Annotated in this window: 35 protein-coding genes; 4 read left to right on the forward strand and 31 right to left on the reverse strand. The window is 58.4% G+C overall.

The annotated features are described in order from the left end of the window. Positions 1 to 39: 39 nt before the first annotated feature. The 15 genes from ACOI1H_RS16245 to ACOI1H_RS16315 form a co-directional block, all read right to left on the reverse strand. Positions 40 to 291 (reverse strand): hypothetical protein, encoded by a 252-nt coding sequence (locus ACOI1H_RS16245; protein ID WP_422438887.1) that lies wholly within the window; start codon positions 289 to 291, stop codon positions 40 to 42. Positions 292 to 412: 121 nt separating this feature from the next. Then, a complete protein-coding gene (locus tag ACOI1H_RS16250; RefSeq protein ID WP_422438888.1) occupies positions 413 to 790 on the reverse strand; it encodes a hypothetical protein in 378 nt (125 codons plus the stop codon). A 97-nt stretch (positions 791 to 887) separates the two neighbouring features. Then, on the reverse strand, positions 888 to 1,349 hold the full coding sequence (locus ACOI1H_RS16255) for a hypothetical protein (RefSeq protein WP_422438889.1): 462 nt from the start codon (positions 1,347 to 1,349) through the stop codon (positions 888 to 890). Then, complete coding sequence (locus tag ACOI1H_RS16260; RefSeq protein WP_422438890.1) at positions 1,346 to 1,618, reverse strand: hypothetical protein; 273 nt, start codon at positions 1,616 to 1,618, stop codon at positions 1,346 to 1,348. Before ACOI1H_RS16260 ends, ACOI1H_RS16255 begins: the two co-directional genes overlap by 4 nt. Before the next feature lie 56 nt (positions 1,619 to 1,674). Beyond that, a complete protein-coding gene (locus ACOI1H_RS16265) occupies positions 1,675 to 2,517 on the reverse strand; it encodes a metallophosphoesterase family protein (RefSeq protein WP_422438891.1) in 843 nt (280 codons plus the stop codon). Positions 2,518 to 2,763: 246 nt separating this feature from the next. Then, entirely contained in the window at positions 2,764 to 3,195 is a 432-nt protein-coding gene (locus ACOI1H_RS16270; protein WP_422438892.1) for a hypothetical protein, read from the reverse strand. 221 nt (positions 3,196 to 3,416) lie between these two features. Continuing rightward, entirely contained in the window at positions 3,417 to 3,743 is a 327-nt protein-coding gene (locus tag ACOI1H_RS16275) for a hypothetical protein (RefSeq protein WP_422438893.1), read from the reverse strand. Further along, complete coding sequence (locus ACOI1H_RS16280) at positions 3,740 to 3,982, reverse strand: hypothetical protein (protein WP_422438894.1); 243 nt, start codon at positions 3,980 to 3,982, stop codon at positions 3,740 to 3,742. The genes ACOI1H_RS16275 and ACOI1H_RS16280 overlap by 4 nt, the downstream gene beginning before the upstream one ends. Positions 3,983 to 4,069: 87 nt before the next feature. Next, positions 4,070 to 4,621 (reverse strand): hypothetical protein, encoded by a 552-nt coding sequence (locus ACOI1H_RS16285; RefSeq protein WP_422438895.1) that lies wholly within the window; start codon positions 4,619 to 4,621, stop codon positions 4,070 to 4,072. A gap of 23 nt (positions 4,622 to 4,644) precedes the next feature. Then, positions 4,645 to 5,073 (reverse strand): hypothetical protein, encoded by a 429-nt coding sequence (locus ACOI1H_RS16290; RefSeq protein ID WP_422438896.1) that lies wholly within the window; start codon positions 5,071 to 5,073, stop codon positions 4,645 to 4,647. Between the two features lie 93 nt (positions 5,074 to 5,166). Continuing rightward, on the reverse strand, positions 5,167 to 5,637 hold the full coding sequence (locus tag ACOI1H_RS16295) for a hypothetical protein (RefSeq protein ID WP_422438897.1): 471 nt from the start codon (positions 5,635 to 5,637) through the stop codon (positions 5,167 to 5,169). Between the two features lie 43 nt (positions 5,638 to 5,680). Beyond that, positions 5,681 to 5,914, reverse strand: a complete 234-nt coding sequence (locus tag ACOI1H_RS16300; RefSeq protein ID WP_422438898.1) for a hypothetical protein — start codon at positions 5,912 to 5,914, stop codon at positions 5,681 to 5,683. A gap of 18 nt (positions 5,915 to 5,932) precedes the next feature. Further along, a complete protein-coding gene (locus tag ACOI1H_RS16305; RefSeq protein ID WP_422438899.1) occupies positions 5,933 to 6,280 on the reverse strand; it encodes a hypothetical protein in 348 nt (115 codons plus the stop codon). Beyond that, positions 6,273 to 6,503, reverse strand: coding sequence for a hypothetical protein (locus ACOI1H_RS16310; protein ID WP_422438900.1), 231 nt, complete (start codon positions 6,501 to 6,503; stop codon positions 6,273 to 6,275). Before ACOI1H_RS16310 ends, ACOI1H_RS16305 begins: the two co-directional genes overlap by 8 nt. A gap of 91 nt (positions 6,504 to 6,594) precedes the next feature. Then, the gene (locus ACOI1H_RS16315) at positions 6,595 to 6,867 is read right to left on the reverse strand and encodes a hypothetical protein (protein ID WP_422438901.1); all 273 of its coding nucleotides are present in this window, start codon (positions 6,865 to 6,867) and stop codon (positions 6,595 to 6,597) included. A 245-nt stretch (positions 6,868 to 7,112) separates the two neighbouring features. Here ACOI1H_RS16315 and ACOI1H_RS16320 point away from each other — a divergent pair, with 245 nt between their 5' ends. Continuing rightward, a complete protein-coding gene (locus ACOI1H_RS16320; RefSeq protein WP_422438920.1) occupies positions 7,113 to 7,400 on the forward strand; it encodes an HU family DNA-binding protein in 288 nt (95 codons plus the stop codon). Between the two features lie 72 nt (positions 7,401 to 7,472). Here the strand turns inward: ACOI1H_RS16320 and ACOI1H_RS16325 are convergent, their stop codons facing one another. The 9 genes from ACOI1H_RS16325 to ACOI1H_RS16365 form a co-directional block, all read right to left on the reverse strand. Next, positions 7,473 to 7,925: a hypothetical protein gene (locus ACOI1H_RS16325; RefSeq protein ID WP_422438902.1), complete on the reverse strand. Its 453-nt coding sequence runs from the start codon at positions 7,923 to 7,925 to the stop codon at positions 7,473 to 7,475. Continuing rightward, a complete protein-coding gene (locus ACOI1H_RS16330; protein WP_422438903.1) occupies positions 7,925 to 8,500 on the reverse strand; it encodes a hypothetical protein in 576 nt (191 codons plus the stop codon). Before ACOI1H_RS16330 ends, ACOI1H_RS16325 begins: the two co-directional genes overlap by 1 nt. 14 nt (positions 8,501 to 8,514) lie before the next feature. Then, on the reverse strand, positions 8,515 to 8,880 hold the full coding sequence (locus ACOI1H_RS16335; protein ID WP_422438904.1) for a hypothetical protein: 366 nt from the start codon (positions 8,878 to 8,880) through the stop codon (positions 8,515 to 8,517). 4 nt (positions 8,881 to 8,884) lie between these two features. Beyond that, positions 8,885 to 9,157, reverse strand: a complete 273-nt coding sequence (locus ACOI1H_RS16340) for a hypothetical protein (RefSeq protein WP_422438905.1) — start codon at positions 9,155 to 9,157, stop codon at positions 8,885 to 8,887. A 231-nt stretch (positions 9,158 to 9,388) separates the two neighbouring features. Beyond that, positions 9,389 to 10,204 carry a hypothetical protein gene (locus ACOI1H_RS16345; protein ID WP_422438906.1) on the reverse strand — a complete coding sequence of 272 codons (816 nt, stop codon included), beginning with the start codon at positions 10,202 to 10,204 and terminating at the stop codon, positions 9,389 to 9,391. 35 nt (positions 10,205 to 10,239) lie between these two features. After that, on the reverse strand, positions 10,240 to 10,833 hold the full coding sequence (locus ACOI1H_RS16350; protein WP_422438907.1) for a hypothetical protein: 594 nt from the start codon (positions 10,831 to 10,833) through the stop codon (positions 10,240 to 10,242). Continuing rightward, on the reverse strand, positions 10,830 to 11,303 hold the full coding sequence (locus tag ACOI1H_RS16355; RefSeq protein ID WP_422438908.1) for a hypothetical protein: 474 nt from the start codon (positions 11,301 to 11,303) through the stop codon (positions 10,830 to 10,832). Before ACOI1H_RS16355 ends, ACOI1H_RS16350 begins: the two co-directional genes overlap by 4 nt. A 463-nt stretch (positions 11,304 to 11,766) precedes the next feature. Further along, the gene (locus ACOI1H_RS16360) at positions 11,767 to 12,213 is read right to left on the reverse strand and encodes a Flp family type IVb pilin (protein WP_422438909.1); all 447 of its coding nucleotides are present in this window, start codon (positions 12,211 to 12,213) and stop codon (positions 11,767 to 11,769) included. Further along, positions 12,210 to 12,545, reverse strand: coding sequence for a ubiquitin-like protein (locus ACOI1H_RS16365; protein WP_422438910.1), 336 nt, complete (start codon positions 12,543 to 12,545; stop codon positions 12,210 to 12,212). The genes ACOI1H_RS16360 and ACOI1H_RS16365 overlap by 4 nt, the downstream gene beginning before the upstream one ends. Positions 12,546 to 13,032: 487 nt before the next feature. On the opposite strand from ACOI1H_RS16365, the gene ACOI1H_RS16370 reads away from it, so the two are divergent. Genes ACOI1H_RS16370 through ACOI1H_RS16380 form a run of 3 tightly spaced genes read left to right on the forward strand, consistent with a single transcriptional unit; the run spans position 13,033 to position 15,892 of the window. Next, the gene (locus tag ACOI1H_RS16370; protein ID WP_422438921.1) at positions 13,033 to 13,161 is read left to right on the forward strand and encodes a transposase; all 129 of its coding nucleotides are present in this window, start codon (positions 13,033 to 13,035) and stop codon (positions 13,159 to 13,161) included. 42 nt (positions 13,162 to 13,203) lie between these two features. Continuing rightward, on the forward strand, positions 13,204 to 13,923 hold the full coding sequence (locus ACOI1H_RS16375) for an IS1595 family transposase (protein ID WP_422438911.1): 720 nt from the start codon (positions 13,204 to 13,206) through the stop codon (positions 13,921 to 13,923). 40 nt (positions 13,924 to 13,963) lie between these two features. Continuing rightward, the gene (locus ACOI1H_RS16380) at positions 13,964 to 15,892 is read left to right on the forward strand and encodes an RNA-guided endonuclease InsQ/TnpB family protein (protein ID WP_422438912.1); all 1,929 of its coding nucleotides are present in this window, start codon (positions 13,964 to 13,966) and stop codon (positions 15,890 to 15,892) included. Here ACOI1H_RS16380 and ACOI1H_RS16385 read toward each other — a convergent pair. From ACOI1H_RS16385 to ACOI1H_RS16415, 7 genes are all read right to left on the reverse strand, one after another. Continuing rightward, on the reverse strand, positions 15,859 to 16,266 hold the full coding sequence (locus tag ACOI1H_RS16385; protein WP_422438913.1) for a hypothetical protein: 408 nt from the start codon (positions 16,264 to 16,266) through the stop codon (positions 15,859 to 15,861). The two genes, ACOI1H_RS16380 and ACOI1H_RS16385, sit on opposite strands and share 34 nt — an antisense overlap. A 48-nt stretch (positions 16,267 to 16,314) precedes the next feature. Next, positions 16,315 to 17,157 (reverse strand): hypothetical protein, encoded by an 843-nt coding sequence (locus tag ACOI1H_RS16390; RefSeq protein ID WP_422438914.1) that lies wholly within the window; start codon positions 17,155 to 17,157, stop codon positions 16,315 to 16,317. Positions 17,158 to 17,251: 94 nt separating this feature from the next. After that, positions 17,252 to 18,190 (reverse strand): histone deacetylase family protein, encoded by a 939-nt coding sequence (locus ACOI1H_RS16395; protein WP_422438915.1) that lies wholly within the window; start codon positions 18,188 to 18,190, stop codon positions 17,252 to 17,254. 57 nt (positions 18,191 to 18,247) lie between these two features. Next, on the reverse strand, positions 18,248 to 18,592 hold the full coding sequence (locus ACOI1H_RS16400; RefSeq protein ID WP_422438916.1) for a hypothetical protein: 345 nt from the start codon (positions 18,590 to 18,592) through the stop codon (positions 18,248 to 18,250). Between the two features lie 106 nt (positions 18,593 to 18,698). Then, positions 18,699 to 19,550 (reverse strand): hypothetical protein, encoded by an 852-nt coding sequence (locus ACOI1H_RS16405; RefSeq protein ID WP_422438917.1) that lies wholly within the window; start codon positions 19,548 to 19,550, stop codon positions 18,699 to 18,701. Positions 19,551 to 20,094: 544 nt separating this feature from the next. Beyond that, positions 20,095 to 20,574, reverse strand: a complete 480-nt coding sequence (locus ACOI1H_RS16410; protein WP_422438918.1) for a hypothetical protein — start codon at positions 20,572 to 20,574, stop codon at positions 20,095 to 20,097. Next, the gene (locus tag ACOI1H_RS16415; RefSeq protein WP_422438919.1) at positions 20,553 to 21,209 is read right to left on the reverse strand and encodes a hypothetical protein; all 657 of its coding nucleotides are present in this window, start codon (positions 21,207 to 21,209) and stop codon (positions 20,553 to 20,555) included. The genes ACOI1H_RS16410 and ACOI1H_RS16415 overlap by 22 nt, the downstream gene beginning before the upstream one ends. Positions 21,210 to 21,698: the final 489 nt, after the last annotated feature.

Below are 21,698 nucleotides of genomic sequence, written 5' to 3' on the forward strand. Positions count from 1 at the left end.
GAAAGTCTGGATGATGCGTGCAGCCATGATGTCATATCCTCAGGTGTTGCACTGCACGACGAAGAACTTGTTTCCGATCAGATAGGCGAGGGTTGCCTGGTAGTCGTCATCCAGGATGCCGGGGCCGGACTGCTTGACGTATTCCGTCGTGAGACCGGGGATATCGCTTTTTTGCGGTTGAAACCCTGTCAGGTCGAAGCCTTTCTGTGGCACCGCGCGTGGCGAGGAGACATAGCCTGTTCTGTTCAGATCTTTGCAGATCGCCTCGATAATTCTGAGAGCGTTTGGCATGCTGACTCCTTTGTCTCTGATGGAGATGATGTTTGTGCCCGCTATTTTGTGAGCATGCTTTCCGGGTGAATCCGGGGCTGGCCTCAACGAGGAAGGCCAGCCCCGAAAGGCTGGCCCTGTTTCACCAGACGGACCAGATGAACTTTTTGCCATCACGGTCGGTGGGGTAGACGGCGTCATCCCAGTCGCCACGGTCTGCGGCGCGCACCAGGGCACGCTTGGTGTCGTTGCGGACCATCTTCTTGGACAGGTAGCGGAAGAGGCCGCATGCGCCGCTGCCACCGCTGTAGTGATGGTAGTCCGCGGACCGGCCGTCACGGGTGCGGCGGGCCCAGTAGAGTTTATCCCAGGCGGTTGAACGCGCCTGACGTCGTGCCGTCTCTACATCTTCTTCGATCAAGCCGATGCAAAAATCGCTGCCGTATGCACGGCGTTCGATGTAGCCATCGAAGCAACCAAAGGACTGATCGAGTTTCGAGCGGCGGTGGGTCTTGCCCATGTACTTCTCCTTGTAGTTGTGAACTACAAGGCGTCGAAAATGGCTCCTGTGGGGTAGTCGTGGTGCATGTCAGGCCTCTTGGGTGGTGTGACGGAAATCAGGCGAAGGAGCGCCTGCGTTGCTGCATCAGAACTTTACTGGCGTGTCGCACCAGTTCGGGATCTGGTTCGTCAGCGTCGGCCATGAACGACACGGCGACACCATTGTCACGCAGATCCTTGATAATATCTGACAGACTTTTGAGGTTCATCTTGTGCGCGTTCGAGACCGGCCTGCTTGTTTGAAAGAACGGCAGCTGGTTGCCCCATACTGTCTTGATCCGGATCGTGTCGCCGGGCACCGCAATATTCTTAAGGTCGAAAAGCCCCGCGAGAACGCCAGAAATTGTCGCCAGGTGTGTGTCGTTCACTCTGAATGCCTGGCATTGCCCTCTGGAAGTGCCGTCATGGAAATAAGTCCTGATTGCGCAGGCACTGCCATCGGCAAGCTCCGATGTAATGGCGTGGGCATGCACCATGTGGGTGCTTTCCGTCAGGCTTGTGGGCGAAATATGCTTCATTTGTCGATCCTCTGATCCGCGTTGCTGATAGGGAGCAGACCCATGGTCCAGTAGTGCGCCGCGCCGAGGGTAATCAGCCCCAGCGTGGAAACACCGAAAGACTTGAGGGCAAGACCGGCAACACCATCGTGGCCCAACAGGTGCGCGATCATTGCGACAAAGAATGACAGGCTGTTGCACGTGGCGACTGCGCAAAGTGCGATGACGCGTGCCAGCTCAGAGACCGTGATGGGTCTTTGCGCGGTCGATGTTTCGGAGGTCTTGTTCACGATGGAAACCCTTCTGGCTTTTGCTCACGCGCAGGAGATCGGTCTTTCTCGAGAAATCAGGAAAGACTTGTCTCCGGTGCGGCGACCAGGTGCAGACGAAAGTTCTCGCCTGCAAATTCCACGGCTGCCACCTGGGGGAGGCGAAGAGATCCGGCATCAAGGCAGATGCATGCGAAATGGTCCGTGGAATCGAGCAGGCGTAAAAGGAGCGCTCGTGTTCCGATCGGCTTGACCGTCGCCGGGCTGTGCCCGTGCACGACAAGGTTCAGCCCCATATGGCCCCAGCCACCCTCCCACGACAGGAATGGCTGCCGCATCCAGGCCCAGTGGTTATCGTCGATGGCAAAGCGCGGCAGTTCGAGGAATGTGTCGAGATGCCACTCGGGGTTGATGCCAGCGTGCACGAAGAGGACGTCACCAAGCGTTCCGCGCCGTAAATGCGTCGGTCCATGTCCGTAAATGGCAGTCCAGGCGGTGGGTAGACGTGCGCGCAGGGCGGCAATCGCTTCGTCGAGACCAAGAAGACCTTGGGGATCGACCTCTTGGACCATCGCCATGCCACCGTTGCGGGCCCACAGCGCTTTTGCCCGTGCGTTCCCGTTCATGGCGGAGAGCAGCATGAGCTCGTGGTTTCCCGGAAGCAAATGAACTCTGTCGAAGCGGTCGAAGCACGCAAAAGCGTGGGCGACACTGCCGATGCTGTCTGGACCGCGATCAATCAGATCGCCCAGGAAAACCATTTCGCGTGTCTTGGTCACGCAGCTCATTGGCGCGGGAAGACCATGGAGGTGATCGAGCAGGACTCCCAAGGCTTCTGCCTGGCCATGCACGTCGCCGATCGCGAATGTCTGGTCGTCGAAGAAAAATCCGTTCCCCTTGCGCCAGTCTGTCGTTATCATTGCCTGCGTCCTGGATTGCTGTCGCTACTCTCGAATATAGGTTCAATGCGCCATAACTGTGGAATTGGAATTGCGGAAAAGACCTAGCAATGCGTAATCGAATGCGTACGGATTTTCGACGCGGACCGGTGGGTCTGCCAAGATTAAAGTGCGCTTTTTGGTGGAAGAGTTACGTGCTGGCACAGATGAAAGACCCTGCATCGCGAACTGCGATGCAGGGTCTTGTCTGTCTGACCGCCTCAGTCTTTAGCCGAGATGGAGAGCGAATGTGTCGGCCAGCTCTTCGGCGCCCTGTTTTAACAAAAAGGACACTTCGATCGATGGCTTGATCATGCCGCTGGAAAGAACCTTCACCTTGTGATCGATCTGGGAAGAACTGCTGCTGGAAAAGAATCCGACAGATCTTGTTTTGGAAATGTACGTCCAGGTATGCTGCCAAGACTTTATGTCGTCGAAGTTGACGATCTCGATTTTGCGCCGGCTTGCGAAGGCAATTCTCCGGTTCACATTGTCAAAAATGACGGTCGGAGAGCCACTCTTGAAGACGATCGAATGCACGAAGTCTTCGGGTAACCGTGTCAGCGCTTTCTCTAAAAAAAACTTACTTATTTTCGTCGCGACGATCTCAAATAGGAAGAAGGGGGCGATGAGTAAGAGTATGACGAGAATAACTTCCAAGATAGGTTCCTCTATGTGTGATGGGATCTGTGCTTAATATTTGTCGCAAGCTGCAAAGCCCATACGATCTTACTTAGCCAGGGTCGAGTTCATGTGATTATTCTGTCGTCAGAAGTAAATCCAGGTCCGGACGGCCAGCCGTCCGAGACCGTGTCGCGAGTGTTGAGATCGACCATCTTCATGCTGAAACGGCAGATAGGCAGTGCTGTCCTTGCAGGACGTCAGATAGCGCGCCCAGCAGTGACGGCGCGCAAAGCGTAGTCGTTTATGGCGGCCTGCCGGGCTCCACAGATCGTCGCATGCGACAGGCCGACCGGTGATCCGTCAAGTGAAACGACCCAGGCGCCTGATACGCAGCCGATCTCGTAGAGGCCGAAGGCCGTTCGTGCCGAGCCTCCAGAAAATGGCAGTGTAAAACGTGCGCCTGGTGATTTTCGGATCAGGTCAGCATCGGCGTAGACCGACAGGGCGTAGGTGGATGTAGCCAGTGCGACAACAAGGTCGGACTGCGTTGCGCCAATCTTCTTTGTGGCGAGAGCAGTACTCATTTCATATTCTCCTTGGGTGATTGCGTATGATCGGCATCGTTGATCGCGATCCAGAGCAGGATGCCACACAGGATGTTTGAGACCCCGACGACAGCGATTTTCTGTGTCTCGGCAACGGACTGTTCCATGCGTCCGGTGGACATCAGATCGAGGATGACAAGGCCTTGCCACACACCGGCCAGCGTCACGACCGCCAGCGCTGCGAGTGCAATCATTCCGCGTGTCGTCAATTTTTGCATCGAAATATTTCCTTGCTGTCGGTGGCGTGTCCGGATGGGTTCAAAGAGTGAGCCTATCCCGTGCGCGTCACCAGCCTTTGCAAGGCATCACTCCTCCAGTGTCGACTGAACCGGATCTTTTGGATGAAGAATTTCAATGCGAATGCGCAGGGCGACAGTATTTCCCGCCGGGATCACGTCGGCAGCAGCCGAGAAGATTTTGCCGTCGAATGCCTCGCCCCGCATCCCTGCTGCATCCGTTACGCGAAGACCGACCACCACGGCCGCCATTTCCGCGGTCGAAAGCCTGTCGAGGATAGCCCCGAAGTCGTCCGATACCATGATGGACGCCAGTGGCTGTTCGGTCGTATTTGTGACCGTCCACGTAAATTCGCGGCATGTCAGCGCAAGACCGTCAGTAAGAGGTGTTGCCGGAATTGTTTCGAGGAAGCACCCACCCTGCGCGTAGCCAGCGATCTCGGTCATGCTGGCAGAAACCTCTGCCGGATTACCTTGTGCTTGGCCTATAGCAGGAAGGACTGCAAAACAGATTGCACTGACCAATGCCGCCCGCTGCAAGCGATATGGAGAAACATGTTTCATCATGAGACGAAAATAGTGCGCAGTTTCTGATCGGCCCAAACGGTTCAACTCTATCATGCAGGACTTTTCAAAGGCGAAAATCATTCGGCCTTGGATGGGGTTTCGTTTTCGGCCTTGCTGCGTTTGAATTCCTCAGTGAAGGTCACATAGAACATGTCTTCCGGCTCAGATTGTGCTTTGGGTGCCTTTTGGGTCGGCGCACTTTTTTTGTCATCGGTGATAGTCGGGTGAGAGAGATGATTTCGCGTCTGCCCTGGGATGGATGCCATCGCGTGTTCACGCAGCACTGTTTGAACGAGATCGTCTGAAGTCGCAGATGCCATGCCAGTGCGGGAGATGGTTGGCTCAGGCTTTAGATCAACGGGAGTTCGCGTGAGCACAGGCTCGTGGCGCAAGGCGAAATCTTCCTGCTTGGGGACAATGATGGTTGGTGCCGTCATGTGACGATAAATCAGAAAAGCTGCGACCAGAATGGTCGGCGAAAAAATGACGAGTGTATCGAAAAGCATGATCAGGGCTCCGTGACCGGGTTTGACCCTGTGGAGATGGAGCTTTTTGGAAGCAATCTGAAATGATGCAGCCTATGACACTGATCACTGATCCTATGGCTGTTTATGCGCCAGAGATCGCGCATCCTCCCAAAACTGCATTGCCGCCAGGCGCGTATCAAAGAGCTGCCGCAAACGGGTCCCAGGCCCGCCCTGACCTTCCGGCTTGTAGCGAGCGTTGCGCGCGTCCTTTCCGAAGGTTGTCGCAAGCCCGGCTTCCCATGCTTTCTCGGTCGCATTGTAGAGATCGAACGGCGTCAGAGATTTGAAGGCGTCGCTATCAAGAAAGGCGGCGGCCGCTTTTGTGATATTCGCGCGCGCCTCGTCTTCATCCATGAAGCCTGCTTCGAAACCCGTGCCGAAGGACTCTTCAAAGCCCCATGCCGCAGACCCCAATGGATCAGCGCCGATATTCATTGTCCAGCGGGCGCCGCGAGCCCGGAAGTAGAAGGGGATACCGGCAACGGTGCCCTCGGATTGAACGGGCGCCTGACCATAAAGTGTATCAATGATGGTGTCTGTCATGGCAACTCCTGAACTGTGCGATTGCAAATGGGCGTCGCCGGTTTTACCGGCGGGTGGCAGCGATTTCGGCTTGTTCGGAACAGGTGTAAAGCACGTCTTCGGTGCTGATTGCAGCCCAGGCATCGGGGACGTCGAAGCTCATGGTCATGATGCCGAAATCAGCGGTCAGGACGCTGCGTGATGACCTGAAGCTAATCCGTGTGGCGTGGTGCATGTTGTAAAGGTTGTTACCGTCCTTGAAAAAGACGGCGCCGGCGATGAGGATGCAGCTGAGCATGAAGTTCTTTCTGGGGTTTTAGCGACGCCGGCCTGGCGCGCTGAGGGTGATTGCGAGGTTGTCGAGGCGTTCTATCTTGGCGTGGGCCTCTGCGCGGTAGACGTGGCTACGCGCCAGGATCTTGTCCTGTGCGTCAGGTGAGGTTCCCGAGATGCCGTAGGCATATCCGGTCGCAACAATCTGTTCTGTGGCGTGTCGCACCGCCTCTCGGGTGGCAAGCTTGATGGCGGCCTGGCGCTCGGCCGCACAGACGACGATGCGGGTGCCGTAGAACCCGTCCCAATCCATCGCGACAAAGCTCCACAGGCAGGCCGCGCCGCAATCCGGAGCGGGATCTGCGGTGATGTGTAATGACATCTCAGTCATGCCAGGCACCGGTGCTAACCGCGGCCGCGTCGAACTGCACGCAGTTCACGAAGGCAATGCCGTCCGTGTAGACATGAAGGACCGGCATTTGGTCGAAGGCCATCTGGCAGGCGGCCTCGCGGTGCTCACATCCAGCACATTGTGCCGGGTCGGGCGTGTGGGCGCGTGCAGCGACGGGTGTAGCGGGTTGCGCTACGGGACGTGCAATGGGTGTATGTTTCACTGGACATCTTCCTCGTTGTTTTGGATCGGCCTGGTTGCGACGGGTCTGTGGTGGTGCTCTCGTTGCGAGGAGCGCCGTCACAGGCGCTGCGTCACAGGTTGGGGCCGGTCTTCCCAAGGATCAGGCCGGGCATGAACGGTGTCAGGACAAGGCATCCAAGAGCTGCGCCCAGCACTATTTGCTGGCTCAATGCGTCGGGGCCGAGGGCGAAATTCAGCAGGATCTGCGCCGTCGCGAATGTAAAGGCGTAGCCGGCCAGCATGATGACGACCGCGCGCAGAGGGCGCTGCGCCGGAGAGATCAGGGCGGCCATGACACCGCCGAAGGCGCTGCCGGCAAGGAGCGCAATGATGCTAATGGTCATAGTCTGTTGATCCTTTTGATCTAGGCCAGCTTTGTGGTCTTTGACGTGGTTGCGTGTCTGCAAACTGGCAGCGGTGCATAGCAAAGGCGCTGTCGGGCTCGCAGACTGGAGATTGGGTCGACTGCTGTTTGGGAAAAATTCATGCCGAATTCGGTCGTTTCGAGTGAGGATTTCGATCAAAGGGCTTGTCTGCCGTGATTTTGCGCTGCAAAAGCAGGGACAACCAAAAAAACAAGGGGGTTTCTATGTCAACCGCACTGACGAAGGCACAATTGGTCGCTCTGATGGCCGAGCGCATGGACACGGACAAAAAGTCTGCCGCAGCAGCTTTGGACACACTGAGCAACATCATTCTCGAGACCGTGGCCGCCGGCGGCGCTGTCACGATCCCGGATGTAGGCAAGATTTCATGCCGCGATCGGCCCGCGCGGATGGTGCGCAACCCTGCGACGGGTGAGCAAATGGAAAAGGAAGCGGACCGGGCTGTGAAGGTCACCGTGGCCAAGAAGCTCAAGGAAAGCATCAACGCCTGATGCACTCATCCGATCGGTGATCGGGGAAATTGAAGAAGGCCCGGCGAGCGTGAGCTCGACCGGGCCTTCTCTTTATCGTCTCTTGCGCTCCGGACCGATGATTCTAACCAAGTCCGGATCAAGCACGATCCAGCTGTCCTCTGCCTCAGGAGCCACCTTGCGGAACTGCCTGTCGGGCATCGTGAGGATCTTGTATTTTGAGAGTGCTGTCATCGCCATGACGCGCTCGCCGGGGATGCCCTCATGGCGGTTAAGATAGGTCAGGAGTTGCTGACCCAAGGCAGCGCGCCGCTTCACGACGTTGCGCCAGCTGTCGTCACGATCTTTCACCCGTGGAACGGGTCTGTGCTGCGATAGTGCGCTCGCGCGCACCAGAACTTTCAGCACCGTGCCTGATCCTGCCCGCATTCGAGCCTGCGGCAGTGTGCCGAGGTGAATGCCTTCAGGGTGCGATTTTCTGCATCCGAAACTGAAGTCTTTCGGACGCCGACCCTGGAGGCCGTGGTAGGCAATGAAGTCTTCCATCAGGACATCTTTGGCAGGCGCAGAAATGCGATCTGCGGGTGTTGAGAGAATGGCAACATTTCATGGGATGACATATTGCACAACAGGTTGAGCAGCGGTGCCGATGAGACGCCCTCAATATCCGCGTCCGCCAAATCACCAGATATCTTCGTCATCCACTTTCCGTCACCAAAGCTTACGCCAAGTTCAATCTTGTAGGGCCGCTCCGTAATGCCGAGGGTGTTGTGCACGAAGCGTGACAGACGGACCAGAGAGGCTGAATTGATGTCCGGCATCGCGCTATGACCATTCTCCGCAGGGAGCAGTTCGATCATGTCGTAGGGTGCGTTCCGGATCATCAGCCTCACACCCGTGTCGGTTTGATTGCCAATGCCGCCGGCGCTGCTGAATGTGGTGGGGCTGGCATGGAAGGCGATACTCAACTGGAAAGGCTCCGGGTTGGGGAAGCGATGATCCTGGATAAGGTCCCGTGCATCCTCGACGTACAGAGCCAGGAAGGTGTCGTGGGGCACTCTCAAGAAGCAATCCCGGTGAACGAAAGGCGCCTTCCAGGTGTGACTGTCTTGCGAAATCATGGAGACCTCCCGGTTTACCGCGGGTCGTGTTCGATCCCGTGCGCATCGAGCTGCGCATAGAGTCGATTGCACTCCTGTTGCAGCTCTTTGATGTGTTCGACGGCTTCCAGTCCGACTTGCATGAGGCGCGCGTTTTTGGCGACGATCTCTTCGATCGCAGTGTCGCGTGTCGCAATCGCGCCCCGTGCCTCGACATCGAGCAGACGCGCCATCGTCTTCATCAGCTCGCCGGTGGCCCGCGAACCCGTGGCATTCCAGACAGCAGACCCGCCGACGGCAGCCGCAACCTCGAAGCGCGCGACGATCGATGCTACAGCGTCTGTCCACGTGCCGTTTGGTAGCGCGGGATCGGGTGCGGCCGGACCGGACCGCAGATTCACGAGATCACCGATGATTATCGAGGCCACTGATCTCGGTTGGAAGATCGAGCTGCCATTCACCGCAGACCTCACAGCAAGCGTCGCCGACGCCCTGGTTGAAGACGACGTTTCCGCTAGAGGGGTCGGGGCAGGCGATGTTGGCGCAGATGATCGGCTCGAGCGTCACGCTGGCAGCGATGACATCCTTCACGGTGAAGGTGGGGGTGGCGATACGCGTTGCAGTGGCAGGCGAATGCACGAGGCGGCGCTTGGCTTTGCGTTCGATAACGAGGGTCATGTCAGGGTCTCCTTGAACCGGAAAGAAAGACAGGCAGATGGCAAGGTGGCGATCGTGTGTGTCCGTCACTCCGGGCTATACAGCGTGATTGCACCCACACTGATTGATGATTGATTTTGTGGCTGACTGGATAGTCGTCTTATCCAATCAGGTCATCCTCCCAATGTGGCTGGCAGGGTAGTCCGGGTTCGTTCACGACCCGGGCTCATCTGCCACGCCACGACGCACTCCTCAGTAGATGGGTTTAGCATCCACCAAACGTGTGGACGTGCTGGTCAGGTCAAAGAAGTCGGCGTCCGGAGCGCGGCGCGCGATCATCGATCGGCTGGGCTCAAAACTCTTGAGCGTCATCTGCCCGTGGTTCGAGGACTTCATGCGGGCAAGTGCGATCACGCGCGGGTGCAGCGCTTCCTCCAGCTCTTTCCATTGGAAGAACCGCTCGAAGGTGCGGTCGCCAGTCAGAAAAAACGCAAACTGCTTGAGGGTAATATCTTCTATCGCTTGGGCACCAATCATGAATGACATGCCGTTCCGTAACCGTCCTGGCGTGTCGAGTTCGATCAGTGCGTCCCCCAGGCGTTGCTGCGCGCCTTCGAGGATTTCCAGCATATCTTCCTCGAAAAAGGAAAGACCAGCCTGGACTGCCACGATGAGATTCAGCCTGCGCGGACAGTCACGCTGGATACAGGTGTCGGTGAGACCGTCTCCGCGCAGGATCATGAACGGTCCACCGTGCTCGATGAGCCGGATAGTCGCTTCGACTTCGCCGGTCGCGACCACGGCGTGCACGATTTTGCGGCACTCCTTGGAGGAGGAGTGTGGCATGTAGCGGCCTGGGCCGTCGCGGGAGACCAACCGGTCCAGCAATACGGGCTGGTTCGCGATTGCAATGGCTGAGACGACCTCGCTGGATGGCGTGATACTGAAAAGAGTCTCCGAGAGTTCCTTTTCAACGCCGCTGGTGTCGGAGCCTTCGCGGCGGAGCCGATCAAGCAGGTCGCAGGCAAAGATGAACCGCGCGGTCGCGTCTGTTCTTGGAGCAGTCATGGTTTGTGGATCTCCTTGGAGGTGGGCGCTGGCGCCTATACAGCTGCTGGATTGAAGTATTCGATCCAGGCCGTGCCAGTGCCGCGGCGCGCGCTGGCGAGTGCCATGATTTCGTGATTGGACAGATTGGAAAGATTGTCGATTTCCATCCAGATTGTGGCGTCGAAATTGCAGACTTCTCCGGCAGGTCGCAGGCCGCCGTGCGTTAGATCGTCGGCACGCGCAGCGGTAATGATACCGCCTTCATGCGTGACGGCATGCGAGCAGCGCGTCGGATACCCGGTGGCATAGCCCAGGGCGTTTATGACAGCGACGATTGCCTCCTCCGGCAGATCGATCCATCCGGCATCGCTGTTGAGGTTTTGCAGGACGCCGTGAGGTGCTCCGAAGGTCTGGATGGAGGCGGACACAAATGACAGCGGGAATTTGTTCTGCTCTCTCAGTAAGGCGACACGCATCGCAAAGGCCGGTGCACCATCCCTGTGGAACGGGAAGAACTCCCACGCGTCCGCGAAGAGAAGGCTGGCGAAGATGGTCTTCTCGCGCATCCAGTCCGGCATCGTGCCGCGGTCGATGATGCGTCGGCTGGATGTTTCCTCGCTCAGCATGCACAGGGCGAGCGCACTCACTGACTAGCGTCCGACGCCGGCATCTGGAGATGTGCAGGCAGCTGGTCTAGATCCCCCTTCAGGATAGCCATGTGCTGATTATGGCGCTCCATGGCACCGTGGGCGCTATCTTCGTGGAGCGCGCGGGGCACGGATTCATCCAGCAGGTAGGCGAGGAAGGTATTGAGCGGCGTATCGCGCTCCGTGGGCACCTCAGTCGCGCCCATATTGCTGGCAAGAAGACTTGCCAGCAATGCGCATTGCGCGCGGGACATGGCAATATGGGTATGGTTGGGGTCGACAAGGTAGACGGGGTTGCCGCGGTCGTCGCGACCCACGGGCACGATGTCACCAGGAACCAGGTCGAGACCTTCGAGCGGCTCGATCTGGCCCACGGGCAGACGCGCATCTGTGATGTCCGTGTCTTCGACGGAATCGAGGTCCAGTGTGCACCAGAACATCGCGCCGTGGTGATCCTGCTTGAAGCTCATGGTGGTGTCCTTTTCAGATCGACTGGGTCGAGGTTCGCTCGTCCGAACCTGGGAAATTGCGACAAGTCCTCTCACACGGAAATGTCTCTACGCCAGGGCGCGGCCGGGTTCGCTTGACGACTCGGGTGCCGCGCGGCGTAAAACCGACCGGCGTATATTTTTTTCGAATTCGTTCACCGTCCGTCGAAAACGATCACTTTTTGCAGGGAGTTGACGAAAGTCTTCACCGTCGGTCGAAAGTCACCGCCTTTGGCAGAGTTTGGACGAAAACTTTCACCCTCCGCCGCCCGACGAGGAAAAGGCCCGTCTGACTACTACGCCACCGTTCATCGCCTGCGCTCCGCAGAAAATGCCAATAATATGGATGATATGGAGGTCATCTTCTGATGCAGAGCAAGACCCCCGTCGCTGAAGGCGGGTGATTTTCGCTTCAAATCTGATGCGGGCGCAAAAGCATCTGAGGTCAGTAGTAAACGTCCAGTGCGTCCTCGAAGCTGCCATTGGTCGCCGAGATGGCCTGAACAGCGACAAAGCAGGATGCGCCCGGTGCAAGAATGGTGCCTGCACAATCGCCGGCGACGATTGCGAAATGCGTGCCGTCGGTGATGTCGAGGACGAGATTGAGTGTGGGTTCGCTCATCGTGTTGGTGAGGGTCAGCCTGCGGATCTCGCCAGGCGTAACAGCGTTGCCACCGGCTCCATTGACGGTGAAGCCAGTCGCCGGGATGTCGATCTCGATATCGGACTGCGCGTGAATGGATGGATCGAGTGCTGAAGCGGCATCGCGAAAGATGGAGGAGATCTTGTCGCCGAGCTGGCTGACGGAAGTGATGGCGACGACGGCGATCAATCCGACGAGGATGCCGTATTCGACCAGCGCCGCGCCCTTGTGGTTCCGACGCGAAATCATTCGATGAACCCCGAAGCTGTGCCCACCAGGGGGAAGGTAGCCTTGCGCGTGCGTTGAACGAGATGCAGGGTCGACTCCTTCTGGATATTGTAGTCACTCAGCGTGCGCCCGTCTTCGAGGAGCTTGCCCGCAAAGATCAGCCGCTGGAGCGAAGGCAGGGCACCCGTTTTTTCCTGGATCTTGCTTTTGACATTTTCAATCGTGTCATTGCTCTCGACCTCGAGGGCAATGGTCTGGTTCTGATGATCCTTGACGAAGATCTGCATGGCCTGGGCGCCGAAGGGAAATGCCAGAGCGAGAGCAGTGATGGCGGTGGTCAGAAGGTATCGCATCTGCGCTGGAAGCCTTTCCGATCTTTACGTTACAGCCAAGATGTAGGGCCGAATCGAATTGCGCGGAAATTTGAATCCGATGGAAGCGAGGTCGCGCGCTCAAGGATTCATGGCAAAGAGATGCGCCGATTTTTGATACCGCGACAGTGCCGCGGTTCGCATGGAACGCCCAGACAAGGTAAGGCCCGGTGCCGCGCCGCCAATCGAATTGCAGACTTTCTGTGATTGCGAGACAGCCTAGCTCAGGTCTTCCGTAGATCATGTCGTGTCTGCGGTTATGGAGTGCGTCGCGCGCATGCTTGACGAAGCCAGAGCTCCAGTCGCAAGGCGTCAAAGGACCAGCTGCGGCTCGGTGTGGCCGAGGTAAAACTTTGCGGAATTATGTAGCTACTGCAAGTTCACTTCCTGTTCAGTGATTTCCGCCAATGTTGGCGGAATGCACAAAACTCATCGACGATCCCGCTTCAGCTTTGCTGACATATCACGCATGACTGCCTCGGAAAACGAGGCCATCTCGTTTGCCGAGCGTCTTCGCTGGCCGCGTGGCATCGTATGCCATCGCTGCGATGGCATGGATGCTGCTCGCCTGCCAGGCTGCGTTGGTCGCTACCGATGACGCGCCTGCGCGCGGCAGTTCTCGATCCGAACCGGCACGCCGATGGAGTGCTCTCGATTGCCCATATCGACCTGGCTGCGAGGTCTGTGGTTGATCATTTCCTCGTCGAAGGGCATTTCATCCCTCAAGCTTTCAGAAATACTCGGAATCCAGCAAAAGAGTGCCTGGTTCCTCGCACATCGCGTCCGCGCGATGATGGGCTGGCTCGTCCGAACGCCGATCTCCGGCGATGTAGTCGAGCTCGACGAAGTCTATGCAGGCGCGAAGCCCAGGCAGAAGAACGGCGGCGGACCGACGGGCGTCAAGTCCGGTCGGGGTCCCCGCCGACCCCTTGTTCTGACGGCGGCAGTCCGGGGCGGTGAGGCCCGCTTCCAACGCATCAAGAGCCATGGAAAGGCCGATATCGGCCCGGCCGCCGATATGATCGTCGCGTCCGCGGGCACCTTTATGACGGACTCGCTCCCGGCGTATGGTGTTCTTCACGGTGAGCACCGCACCGTGAAGCACTCCGACAAAGAGTTCGCACGCACCGATCCCGATGGCGTTGTCGTTCACGTCAATACCGCCGAGAGCTGCCATGCAGATCTGCGTCGCATGGTGCTCGGGGTCCATCACTGGATCAACCAGCAGCATCTTGATCGGTATCTCGAAGATCTGGCATTCCGCAGATCATGGCGAGAGGCCGATCTGCTGACGAAGCTGTCTCGCGTGATCTCGTCGCCCGGCCGGCTCACCTACAGAAATCTCGTCGCAAGCACCTGAAAGTTCTTCGTCTTTTCGGCGACGGGCCAATATTCGTCTCATGAGCAATGCCTGCGCCCATTCTGATTTCATGCCGTCGCGACGCGAACGAGATCGTGGATCTCTGCGCGTGCCGGTTCCCGGCGCCGCACCGCAGTCAGCGACCAAAGGCAAGAAGAACCGCAAGCTGCGCGCCGATGTCTTCGATATGCCCGCCAACACCTCCAAGGCGCAGGAACTTTTCGATCTCTGGGCTCTCTGGCAGCGCGGATTGCGTGCCGAGGGCTATGTCGCCCGGCGCGATCTGATGGCAGGGACCGGATTGCGCACGGTCATCTATGCTGCGGATGAAGCACTGGAGCCCGGTATCGCGGCCTCCAAGGCGCGCATCGGGGCCCAGGAGCAGCAAATGATCCGCGCCCAGGCCACGGGTGCTGTCGCCTCTTGGATCTCGAACCGCCAGAACGATTTCCGGGATGCGATCACCAGGGCGTTTACGCCCGGCCGCTGGGGCGGGGCGGCCAAGCGGCGCTTCCGGGCACTGCCTGATGAACGACGCACAGCGATCGAGAGCGATCTCGCTCAGCTGCGCCATGAACTGAATGCCATCAACACCCAGAAGCTCTGGATGGCGCCCGCCGGTGTGGCGGTGATGCGCAAGCTGGCCGACAAATCCCTGGTGCCTGTCTCGAGCCGCGCCCGTCGCCTCGCTCGCACGATCTTCCAGGGCATCGCCTTTCGCCACCGCTGGCCGCGCTTCGAGCGCCTGACCATGCGGATGGACGATCGGGCCGGGTTCGGCCTCGATGGTGAGAAGCACTGGCTTGAGCCCGCCGATCCTGGCGGCCTCTTCACCTGGTGGCTGCACATCAAAACGAAGACAATGACATCACCCGTGCTCTTGCCCATCCGGGGATGGGGGCGCGACCGCGAGGACATCACCGGCGGCAGCCGCGGCGCGGGATTATTCCGCCCCGGCGCGCTTGGCAAATCCGTGAATATCTTCCTCGGGGACGACAGCCGCCTTAAGGTGGCGCTGACCCGCGATCTCACGGAGGTCTTCGAAGCCAGTCGAGACAGCTATACTCCACTGACGGATGTGCTGGCACTGGACTTCGGCCTGAACAGCCTCTTTGCCTCCAATCACGGCGATCTGGTCGGACGGAACTTCCGTAAGAAGATCGAGCCCCTGGCGCATCGTGCTGACCGGGAAGCGGCACGGATGCAGGCGGCGGGGCGCAAGCCCCGAGACAGCAAGCTCTACCAGAGCCTTGTGGTGCGTCTGCGGGCAATGATCGACACCGAGATCAACCGGGCACTGAACCACCTTGTGGCGCTGCACCGGCCGCGGGTTCTGGCCGTGGAGTCTCTGGATTTCCGCGGAATGAATATCGGTCGGCGGATAAACCGGATTTTGAGCAACTGCGGTCGCGGTGCCGTGGCGCGCAAGCTCGCCGATCTGAACGAACGGTATGGCATCGAGATCCACGAAGTGGAAGCCGCCTATACCTCACAAACATGCTCCTGCTGTGGCTACGTCGATGCACGTCAGCGCAAGGGAGAGAAATTCCAGTGTTGCTTCTGCGGCACCCGGATACACGCAGATGTCAACGGAGCCCGGAATATCGCAGCCAGTGTATCTGGGGCGATGGCCGGGCAGCCGACGGATCACGAGACAGCCACGGGGGACGGACGTTCCGCTCTCCCTGGTGCGTCATCGCCCGACGGCAAACGCAGACGGAAACGTGGAGCCTCGTCATCGCCGCGCGCGAGGTCTTTCATCTTGAAGGATCTGGTGCACCGCTTCGACGAGAGCATGATGGACGTCGCAGCGGTCTCACGACCGCGGCGGGGAAAGTCGGGCCACAGGGAGATGGCCCCGGACCCAAGGCTGACAAATCCTTACTGGAAGCGGCATTCGCTGCTCCTGAAAAGGACATCAGATGGACCCCGAAATCACGAAGCTGCTGCTTTTGCAGTAACTACATAATCTCCAAACTTTGCATGCAGGTGGTGACGATAGAAGTCATCCTCTGCGGCGTGCGCAAGCCAGTCGTCAAATGGTACAACCGGCAGGATCGGGTCGTCGATCGTCGCTTCGATCTCGGTCCAGATCGCGTGCAGCCACGCGTATATCTGGTCCATCGTCGCAGTCAGAAGATGCGGCGCTGGCCCGAAGCGCTGCTCCGGGCGCGGCTCCGTGATCGTGCGGTGATAGCGGCTGAGGGCCCGATCGGACAGGGAGGCCAGGAACGCGGCCGCCGGCCCATGAGTGCCGATAAGTGACGCTTTCAGGACGTCGCATCCCCGGTCACCGGAAGTGACTGGTGCCAGGTAGGATGGATCTGCGACGGATTGGACCATGAGGGTCTCCTGGAGATGTGTTCAGATCGGGTTCACGCCTCATGCTGATCAGGACAGAAACTCGGTGATTGACGCGCTTGATAACTGCATGGCGGACGCAAGGCTGCCCGCAAAGGCGTGAATTTCCATGCGGCCGTGATTGCTCTTCAGCTTGTTCACGAAGGCTCTCACCGGACCTGCTGGCGTATCATTGAGGAAGAAGTATTCGTAAGGTGCGCCTGCCATATAGAAGCAAAGGAGCGTTCTCAGATGCCCCTCTAACTTTGCGACACACACAACATTGAGGACATCATGAGGGTAGGCCTTGACCTGCGCGCTCATGTAGGGGGCAAACAGCGGGTTTAGTATATTTTTGACCTTTGGGTCGAACCACACGATTTTCCCGGATTTGCGCGCTTGTTCAACACCACCGATTTGCTCGCCGATGATCCCCGCGAAGACTTGAGCTAACTTTTGTGGCCGCACCTGGTCTCTCAGGCACTTGAAAATGGCCTTGAGACAGTTTGATGCGCCGAGCCCTTTGGAGATCATCAACTCCAAATCTTCGGGAGCATATCCCGTGAGCAAGAGGCGCCAGTCCGTTTCGTTCAAGAGCAGCTCGCCCGGCCTGGCCGGCGGAAGAAGTGCGATGAGGGGGCGATGAAACGAGCTGAGGATGGTCTGTCGGTGTTTAGTCAGTAGCTCAGGGTGGGTCTCGAGCAGATGGAAGACGGCGGTCACGGCCGCTGCCAGTGGTGCATCCATAAAGGCCACATCCTCTGGCTTGCATCCAAGTGCGAGATGGGCGCGCCGGTTATAGTCCAGCGTTCGAATGCTTTTGCATAAGGCAGACAAGGAGCCAAACTGAGCATACCTGTTGGCGGAGTTTGCGTAAGCGAGGCCAGAAGTCATCGTGCTTATCCTTGAACAGTTCATGTCCTGCGCCGGACGAGGGTCCGCCGCAGGTCTGTCTTTGCGTTATCTCTGACTGTCTTTCAGGGTGCGCTCAAGCCGTGAGCGTGGCAGCCATGGCCTTCATGTAAAGCGGCACGCACTTGCGCAGCACGGACTGCTCGTAGCCACCCTCGAGGATCGAGAGGACGCCGCCCCGTGCCGAGACATTTGCTGCCTCACCAATCCGCGCAGCCAGCCACGGGTAGGAGTGGGTCTGCCACCTCAGGCCCGACAGCGGGTCATGCTGATGCGCATCGAAACCGGCCGAGACGATCACCAGATCAGGCTCGAACGCCCGCATCCGGTCCAGAAGGTCGATCCAGGCCGCCTCCATCTCCCGTGTGCCCGTCCGCCGATTGAGATCAATGTTGTGCAGGTGTCCGAACTTGCCTGTCGTCCCGGTCGCCGATGTCATCGGCCACTGGTTCTTCTCCTGCGTCGAGGCAAAGAAAACATCATGCTGGTCCAGCAGAAGCGCCTCGGTGCCGTTGCCGTGGTGCAGGTCGAAATCCAGCACTGCGACCCGGTAGCCATAGGTATCCCGGGCATGCACGGCCGCGAGCGCCGCAGAGCCGAGCAGGCAGAACCCCATCGCGGCATCGCTCAGCGCATGGTGGCCCGGCGGCCGCGTCGCGACGAAGGCGTGCTTGAGATCGCCTGCGGCCATGTCCTTGATGGCGTCAAGCGATGCACCGAGGCCCGCGAGGGCCGCCTTCAGGCTGTCGTGGTCGAGCCAGGTGTCCATGCCGTCCAGCGACCGGATCGGTTCCTCATCATCGAATGGCAATGCCAGCATTTCGAGATAGGCATCGGTGTGTAAGGTCCGCGCCAGGTCGAGCTCCGCCACGGGAGCTGTCCGCTTTTCGATGAACGCGCAGTCGTCCCAGTCAAGGCCTTCCTGGATGGCCTTGAGCCGCGTCCAGAACTCGGGATGCCCGTTCGGTGTCCGGTGCGCGTGCAGCAGTTCTGGGTAGTAGATGCAATGAGCCATTTTTGCCTCCTTGAACTGGCTGGCGAAGTGCTTCGGCGCAGGGTCGCGCGCGAGGGATCAGAAGTTGCGCGAGGCGTGCTGGATCACCGCCCAATGATGCGCATCCTGGCGCATGACGTCATTGACATAGGTCGACACGCAGCCGCAACAGTCGTGCTCATGCGCACAGCCGGACTTGCTCAGACTGCTGCGCAGGGCGCTTTCGATATCCGCGTCTGTTGTTCCGGCATCGGCTTGAACGAGGACTTTCAGAAAGATGTGTGTGGGTTCGCAGGGGTCTTGATCATCATCAAGGACTGCCTGGTTGCTGACGATGTCAAATGACCCGATAGAGTCCCAATCGTCGAGATGGGAAAAGGTGCCGACGTAGGTATGCGTCTTTCTCACTGCGAGATCCATCATCACCAAATTCCTTTTTTGACTGGGAAGGGCCGCTGCGGGCCCGCTTTCACACCAGATGGGAAAGTGGAGCCTGCTTCGGACGATTTCATATGAGTGCCTGTCGACATCATCCAAATACGCCGAGCTTTGAGACAGGGTCTGGCAAGTAGCTCTCGAGGTCCGGAATCTCTGTCGAGATGTGCAGGCGGCCGTGATTGCTCTGTGTGAGGGCTATGAACCGCGGAATGCCATTTGACGTTGTCTTGCATGTCACAAAGAGGGACCTGTCGGCACCGGCGAGGTAGAGCCGCACGACCGAGACAAACTGGTTCCGCGCGATGGCGTTGGCAACCTCCACATTGGCATTGCGGGGGAAGCAGCGGACCTGTGTGCGTAGGTAGGGTGCGAAATGTGGAGTCTTGATGTTCATCGCCTCGACATTACGCCAGAAGCCGTCGCCCAGCGATCGTGCCTCCTCGAACGGTGCAATCCTGTCAGCGATGATCTGTGCTGCTGCTTTTGCCCTGTCTGGATCTGCGCGAGAGAGGTCTTCGATTGTTGTGTAGATGTGGCGATGCGCAGTCCCAACACCTAACCCTTTAGAGACAAGGAGGCCCAGCTCGGACGCAGCCAGATACGCAAGAACGGATGACCAGGTCTGGCCCGAAAAGCAGACCGATCCTGGCTTGGCGTCCGGCAGTAGGACGATCAGTCGCGCGCTGAGGCTTGTCAGAATAGTTTCGCGGTTGTGCGGGACGAACTCAGGGTATTTTGCCAGAATCTCGAGGACAGAGTCCTCCGCTTGCATCCTTGGCCCACTGACCCAAGCTGTGTCTTCAGGTGTGCATTCTAAGTTTGTGATCTGCCGCTCAGCAATGACCAGGAATCCTAAAGCCTGGCACAGGCCACACATGGCCCGGTAACCCGCATCGCGTGCGATGGTGGCCGGCACAGGTCTTGGGCTGAGCGTATAGGTCAAGCAAACCATCCAGACTGACGACATGACCAAGAAGTGGACGACGCCTTTCGTCAGGAGATGTGCCCGAGATGATGTCGGAAAAAATGCCATGGGAAAGAATCGAAAATGGCACATAAACATCCAGTAGCCTGAGCTGCTGGATGTTTATGTGCCAAGCGCGAAGCGATCATAGCAGACTCTGTCAGACGTTGGAGATCTTGCTGCGGACACAGTGTGTGATTGCGGCCGGGCGCTCGAGAAATGCCTCGAGGCTGCCGGTCGTCTTGTAAATAATCATGCGTCCGTGGTTGCTCCTGATCAGATCGAGGAAGGCTGTCAGGTTGTGATGACGCGCAATGCTGGGATCGAATGCTTTCGGAGGCAGCTCTGCGAGGTGGAGGGTGATGACGGTCTGGAGGGAGTCATCATCGATCAGGCGGTCTGTGCGCTCATGGGTTGCGATCGGAAATGCAGCAATCTGTGCGCGCAGGTAAGGCGCAAAGAGTGGTGTCGCGATCTTGCGCAGATCTTTCGAGAGCTAGATGCAGTGTTGCTTATTGCCGATCTACTGTGTTGCGAGCTCGTATGGGGCAATGCTGTCCGCAATCGCGTCGGCAAAATCCAATGCAAGTTCCTTGGGCCGGACCTGATCTTTCAGGCAGTCGTAAACCGTCCTATGCATACTTCCGATACCGAGGCCGCGCGAGCTCCACAGTCGCAACTCATCTGGCGTCATCGTGGTCAGAAAGACCCGCCAGTCGTCTGCCATAAAGTGGATCGAACCCGGGGCCTCTGGTGAAAGCGCCGTGACCAAGGCGGAGCTGAGTGACGTCAGAATACTGGCACGCTGAAAATGTGCGAGTTTCGGATGCGTGGAAAGCAGATCGCGCACCTCTGTTTCGAGGTTCTCGCGTACCTTGGTCAGCACTGTCGGCGCACCAGTGTTCTTTGCGAGCAGGAAGCGCTCTGATACCACGATATTGCTCAAGGCCCGGGCAATGCTCGCGAGCTCCATGGTTGCGTTCAGGTAGGTTCGGTCGTGCATGTATCGACTCCGGTCTTTCTGAGGTTCGCCAACTCTTCCTTGAGCAGATTGAACTCGGCATACTTCATCATCGCGGCGTGAGAGGAAGGCAGGTCGCGCGATCCCATGAAGCCCGCCATCACGACGAGCCCGTTGACAGTCAGCTTGCCCATATCGCCTGACGGCCTGCCCTCGAAGCGGTTCGCGATGGCGGCCCAGTCGGGTCCAAGCAGATCTCTGATCCTGAGCCCCAGGGCCATTGGATCAAGTCCGCTTGTTCTGTCGATCGTGAAGCATCCGCGATCGGAATAAATGCCCCTGGCGCAAAGTCTAATCATCGGTCGCTGGCGTTCCGAGCCGCGCGGAAACGGCGAGGAGGCAAGATCGACAGCGACGCTGAACACTTTGACAAGTATGTCGAGCCGCGGGTCTGCGGGATCGAATGTGATGCAGCCCAAGTGGGCGCAATCGTCTGTCCAGGTCTTGCGCATGAAGAAGGCGACGGTGCTTGTGCTCATGCGTGCACTCGGCATGTGGCCTGCTGTAAACTGGCCGAAACCGTTCTCGACTAGGTCGAGTGCTGTGAGCGGTGTGTCATAGCGCGGCAGCCGTATCATGCGACGTTCGAGTGCGTCGATTTCTGCGTCCAGCAGCATCAGCCAGTCTGCGACAATCAGACTGCCGGCAGGATTGCAGACCCATGTCTCGGACGTTGGGCTCCAGGCTGATATCGCCTGTTCGTCGATCGCGAGGACCAGCCTGTGATCCACCGCTTCTGCGGGTTTGATGGTCAGCGCATGACGCGGTTCACGTCCATCTTGCGATATGCACCGGCGCAAGCAGACAGGTGTCGGCAGGATGGATGCCATTCTCGTATCCGTCTTGTCCTGCACACACAGCAGGCAAGACAGGTCTGAGAAGACCATCAATGACATCCCACGCTGCTGCATGGCCAGTGTTCTGATGAGGGACTTGTTGGTCCATGTCGTGGTCTTGATCAACCGTCCAAAATCCGCAAACCCCTGACTTCAGCCTGGGGATAGGATTTCCTTTTCACTTTGAGCGGCTGCGCTGCGGCTTTTCTCTTCTTGGTATCTGCGTCTTGCTGGCTCTCGACGTAAGATTTGACCACGTCGAGAGGCGGG

It is taken from the genome of Loktanella sp. DJP18, assembly GCF_049310965.1.
Lineage (GTDB): Bacteria > Pseudomonadota > Alphaproteobacteria > Rhodobacterales > Rhodobacteraceae > Loktanella.

Coding starts and splice junctions, on each gene's coding strand:
- ACOI1H_RS16245 (WP_422438887.1), bottom strand. CDS start 291: ATGCCAAACGCTCTCAGAATTATCGAGGCGATCTGCAAAGATCTGAAC.
- ACOI1H_RS16250 (WP_422438888.1), bottom strand. CDS start 790: ATGGGCAAGACCCACCGCCGCTCGAAACTCGATCAGTCCTTTGGTTGC.
- ACOI1H_RS16255 (WP_422438889.1), bottom strand. CDS start 1,349: ATGAAGCATATTTCGCCCACAAGCCTGACGGAAAGCACCCACATGGTG.
- ACOI1H_RS16265 (WP_422438891.1), bottom strand. CDS start 2,517: ATGATAACGACAGACTGGCGCAAGGGGAACGGATTTTTCTTCGACGAC.
- ACOI1H_RS16275 (WP_422438893.1), bottom strand. CDS start 3,743: ATGAGTACTGCTCTCGCCACAAAGAAGATTGGCGCAACGCAGTCCGAC.
- ACOI1H_RS16280 (WP_422438894.1), bottom strand. CDS start 3,982: ATGCAAAAATTGACGACACGCGGAATGATTGCACTCGCAGCGCTGGCG.
- ACOI1H_RS16285 (WP_422438895.1), bottom strand. CDS start 4,621: ATGATAGAGTTGAACCGTTTGGGCCGATCAGAAACTGCGCACTATTTT.
- ACOI1H_RS16290 (WP_422438896.1), bottom strand. CDS start 5,073: ATGCTTTTCGATACACTCGTCATTTTTTCGCCGACCATTCTGGTCGCA.
- ACOI1H_RS16295 (WP_422438897.1), bottom strand. CDS start 5,637: ATGACAGACACCATCATTGATACACTTTATGGTCAGGCGCCCGTTCAA.
- ACOI1H_RS16300 (WP_422438898.1), bottom strand. CDS start 5,914: ATGCTCAGCTGCATCCTCATCGCCGGCGCCGTCTTTTTCAAGGACGGT.
- ACOI1H_RS16305 (WP_422438899.1), bottom strand. CDS start 6,280: ATGACTGAGATGTCATTACACATCACCGCAGATCCCGCTCCGGATTGC.
- ACOI1H_RS16315 (WP_422438901.1), bottom strand. CDS start 6,867: ATGACCATTAGCATCATTGCGCTCCTTGCCGGCAGCGCCTTCGGCGGT.
- ACOI1H_RS16320 (WP_422438920.1), top strand. CDS start 7,113: ATGTCAACCGCACTGACGAAGGCACAATTGGTCGCTCTGATGGCCGAG.
- ACOI1H_RS16325 (WP_422438902.1), bottom strand. CDS start 7,925: ATGGAAGACTTCATTGCCTACCACGGCCTCCAGGGTCGGCGTCCGAAA.
- ACOI1H_RS16330 (WP_422438903.1), bottom strand. CDS start 8,500: ATGATTTCGCAAGACAGTCACACCTGGAAGGCGCCTTTCGTTCACCGG.
- ACOI1H_RS16340 (WP_422438905.1), bottom strand. CDS start 9,157: ATGACCCTCGTTATCGAACGCAAAGCCAAGCGCCGCCTCGTGCATTCG.
- ACOI1H_RS16345 (WP_422438906.1), bottom strand. CDS start 10,204: ATGACTGCTCCAAGAACAGACGCGACCGCGCGGTTCATCTTTGCCTGC.
- ACOI1H_RS16355 (WP_422438908.1), bottom strand. CDS start 11,303: ATGAGCTTCAAGCAGGATCACCACGGCGCGATGTTCTGGTGCACACTG.
- ACOI1H_RS16360 (WP_422438909.1), bottom strand. CDS start 12,213: ATGATTTCGCGTCGGAACCACAAGGGCGCGGCGCTGGTCGAATACGGC.
- ACOI1H_RS16365 (WP_422438910.1), bottom strand. CDS start 12,545: ATGCGATACCTTCTGACCACCGCCATCACTGCTCTCGCTCTGGCATTT.
- ACOI1H_RS16370 (WP_422438921.1), top strand. CDS start 13,033: ATGACTGCCTCGGAAAACGAGGCCATCTCGTTTGCCGAGCGTCTTCGC.
- ACOI1H_RS16375 (WP_422438911.1), top strand. CDS start 13,204: ATGGAGTGCTCTCGATTGCCCATATCGACCTGGCTGCGAGGTCTGTGG.
- ACOI1H_RS16380 (WP_422438912.1), top strand. CDS start 13,964: ATGAGCAATGCCTGCGCCCATTCTGATTTCATGCCGTCGCGACGCGAA.
- ACOI1H_RS16385 (WP_422438913.1), bottom strand. CDS start 16,266: ATGGTCCAATCCGTCGCAGATCCATCCTACCTGGCACCAGTCACTTCC.
- ACOI1H_RS16390 (WP_422438914.1), bottom strand. CDS start 17,157: ATGACTTCTGGCCTCGCTTACGCAAACTCCGCCAACAGGTATGCTCAG.
- ACOI1H_RS16395 (WP_422438915.1), bottom strand. CDS start 18,190: ATGGCTCATTGCATCTACTACCCAGAACTGCTGCACGCGCACCGGACA.
- ACOI1H_RS16400 (WP_422438916.1), bottom strand. CDS start 18,592: ATGATGGATCTCGCAGTGAGAAAGACGCATACCTACGTCGGCACCTTT.
- ACOI1H_RS16410 (WP_422438918.1), bottom strand. CDS start 20,574: ATGCACGACCGAACCTACCTGAACGCAACCATGGAGCTCGCGAGCATT.
- ACOI1H_RS16415 (WP_422438919.1), bottom strand. CDS start 21,209: ATGCTGCTGGACGCAGAAATCGACGCACTCGAACGTCGCATGATACGG.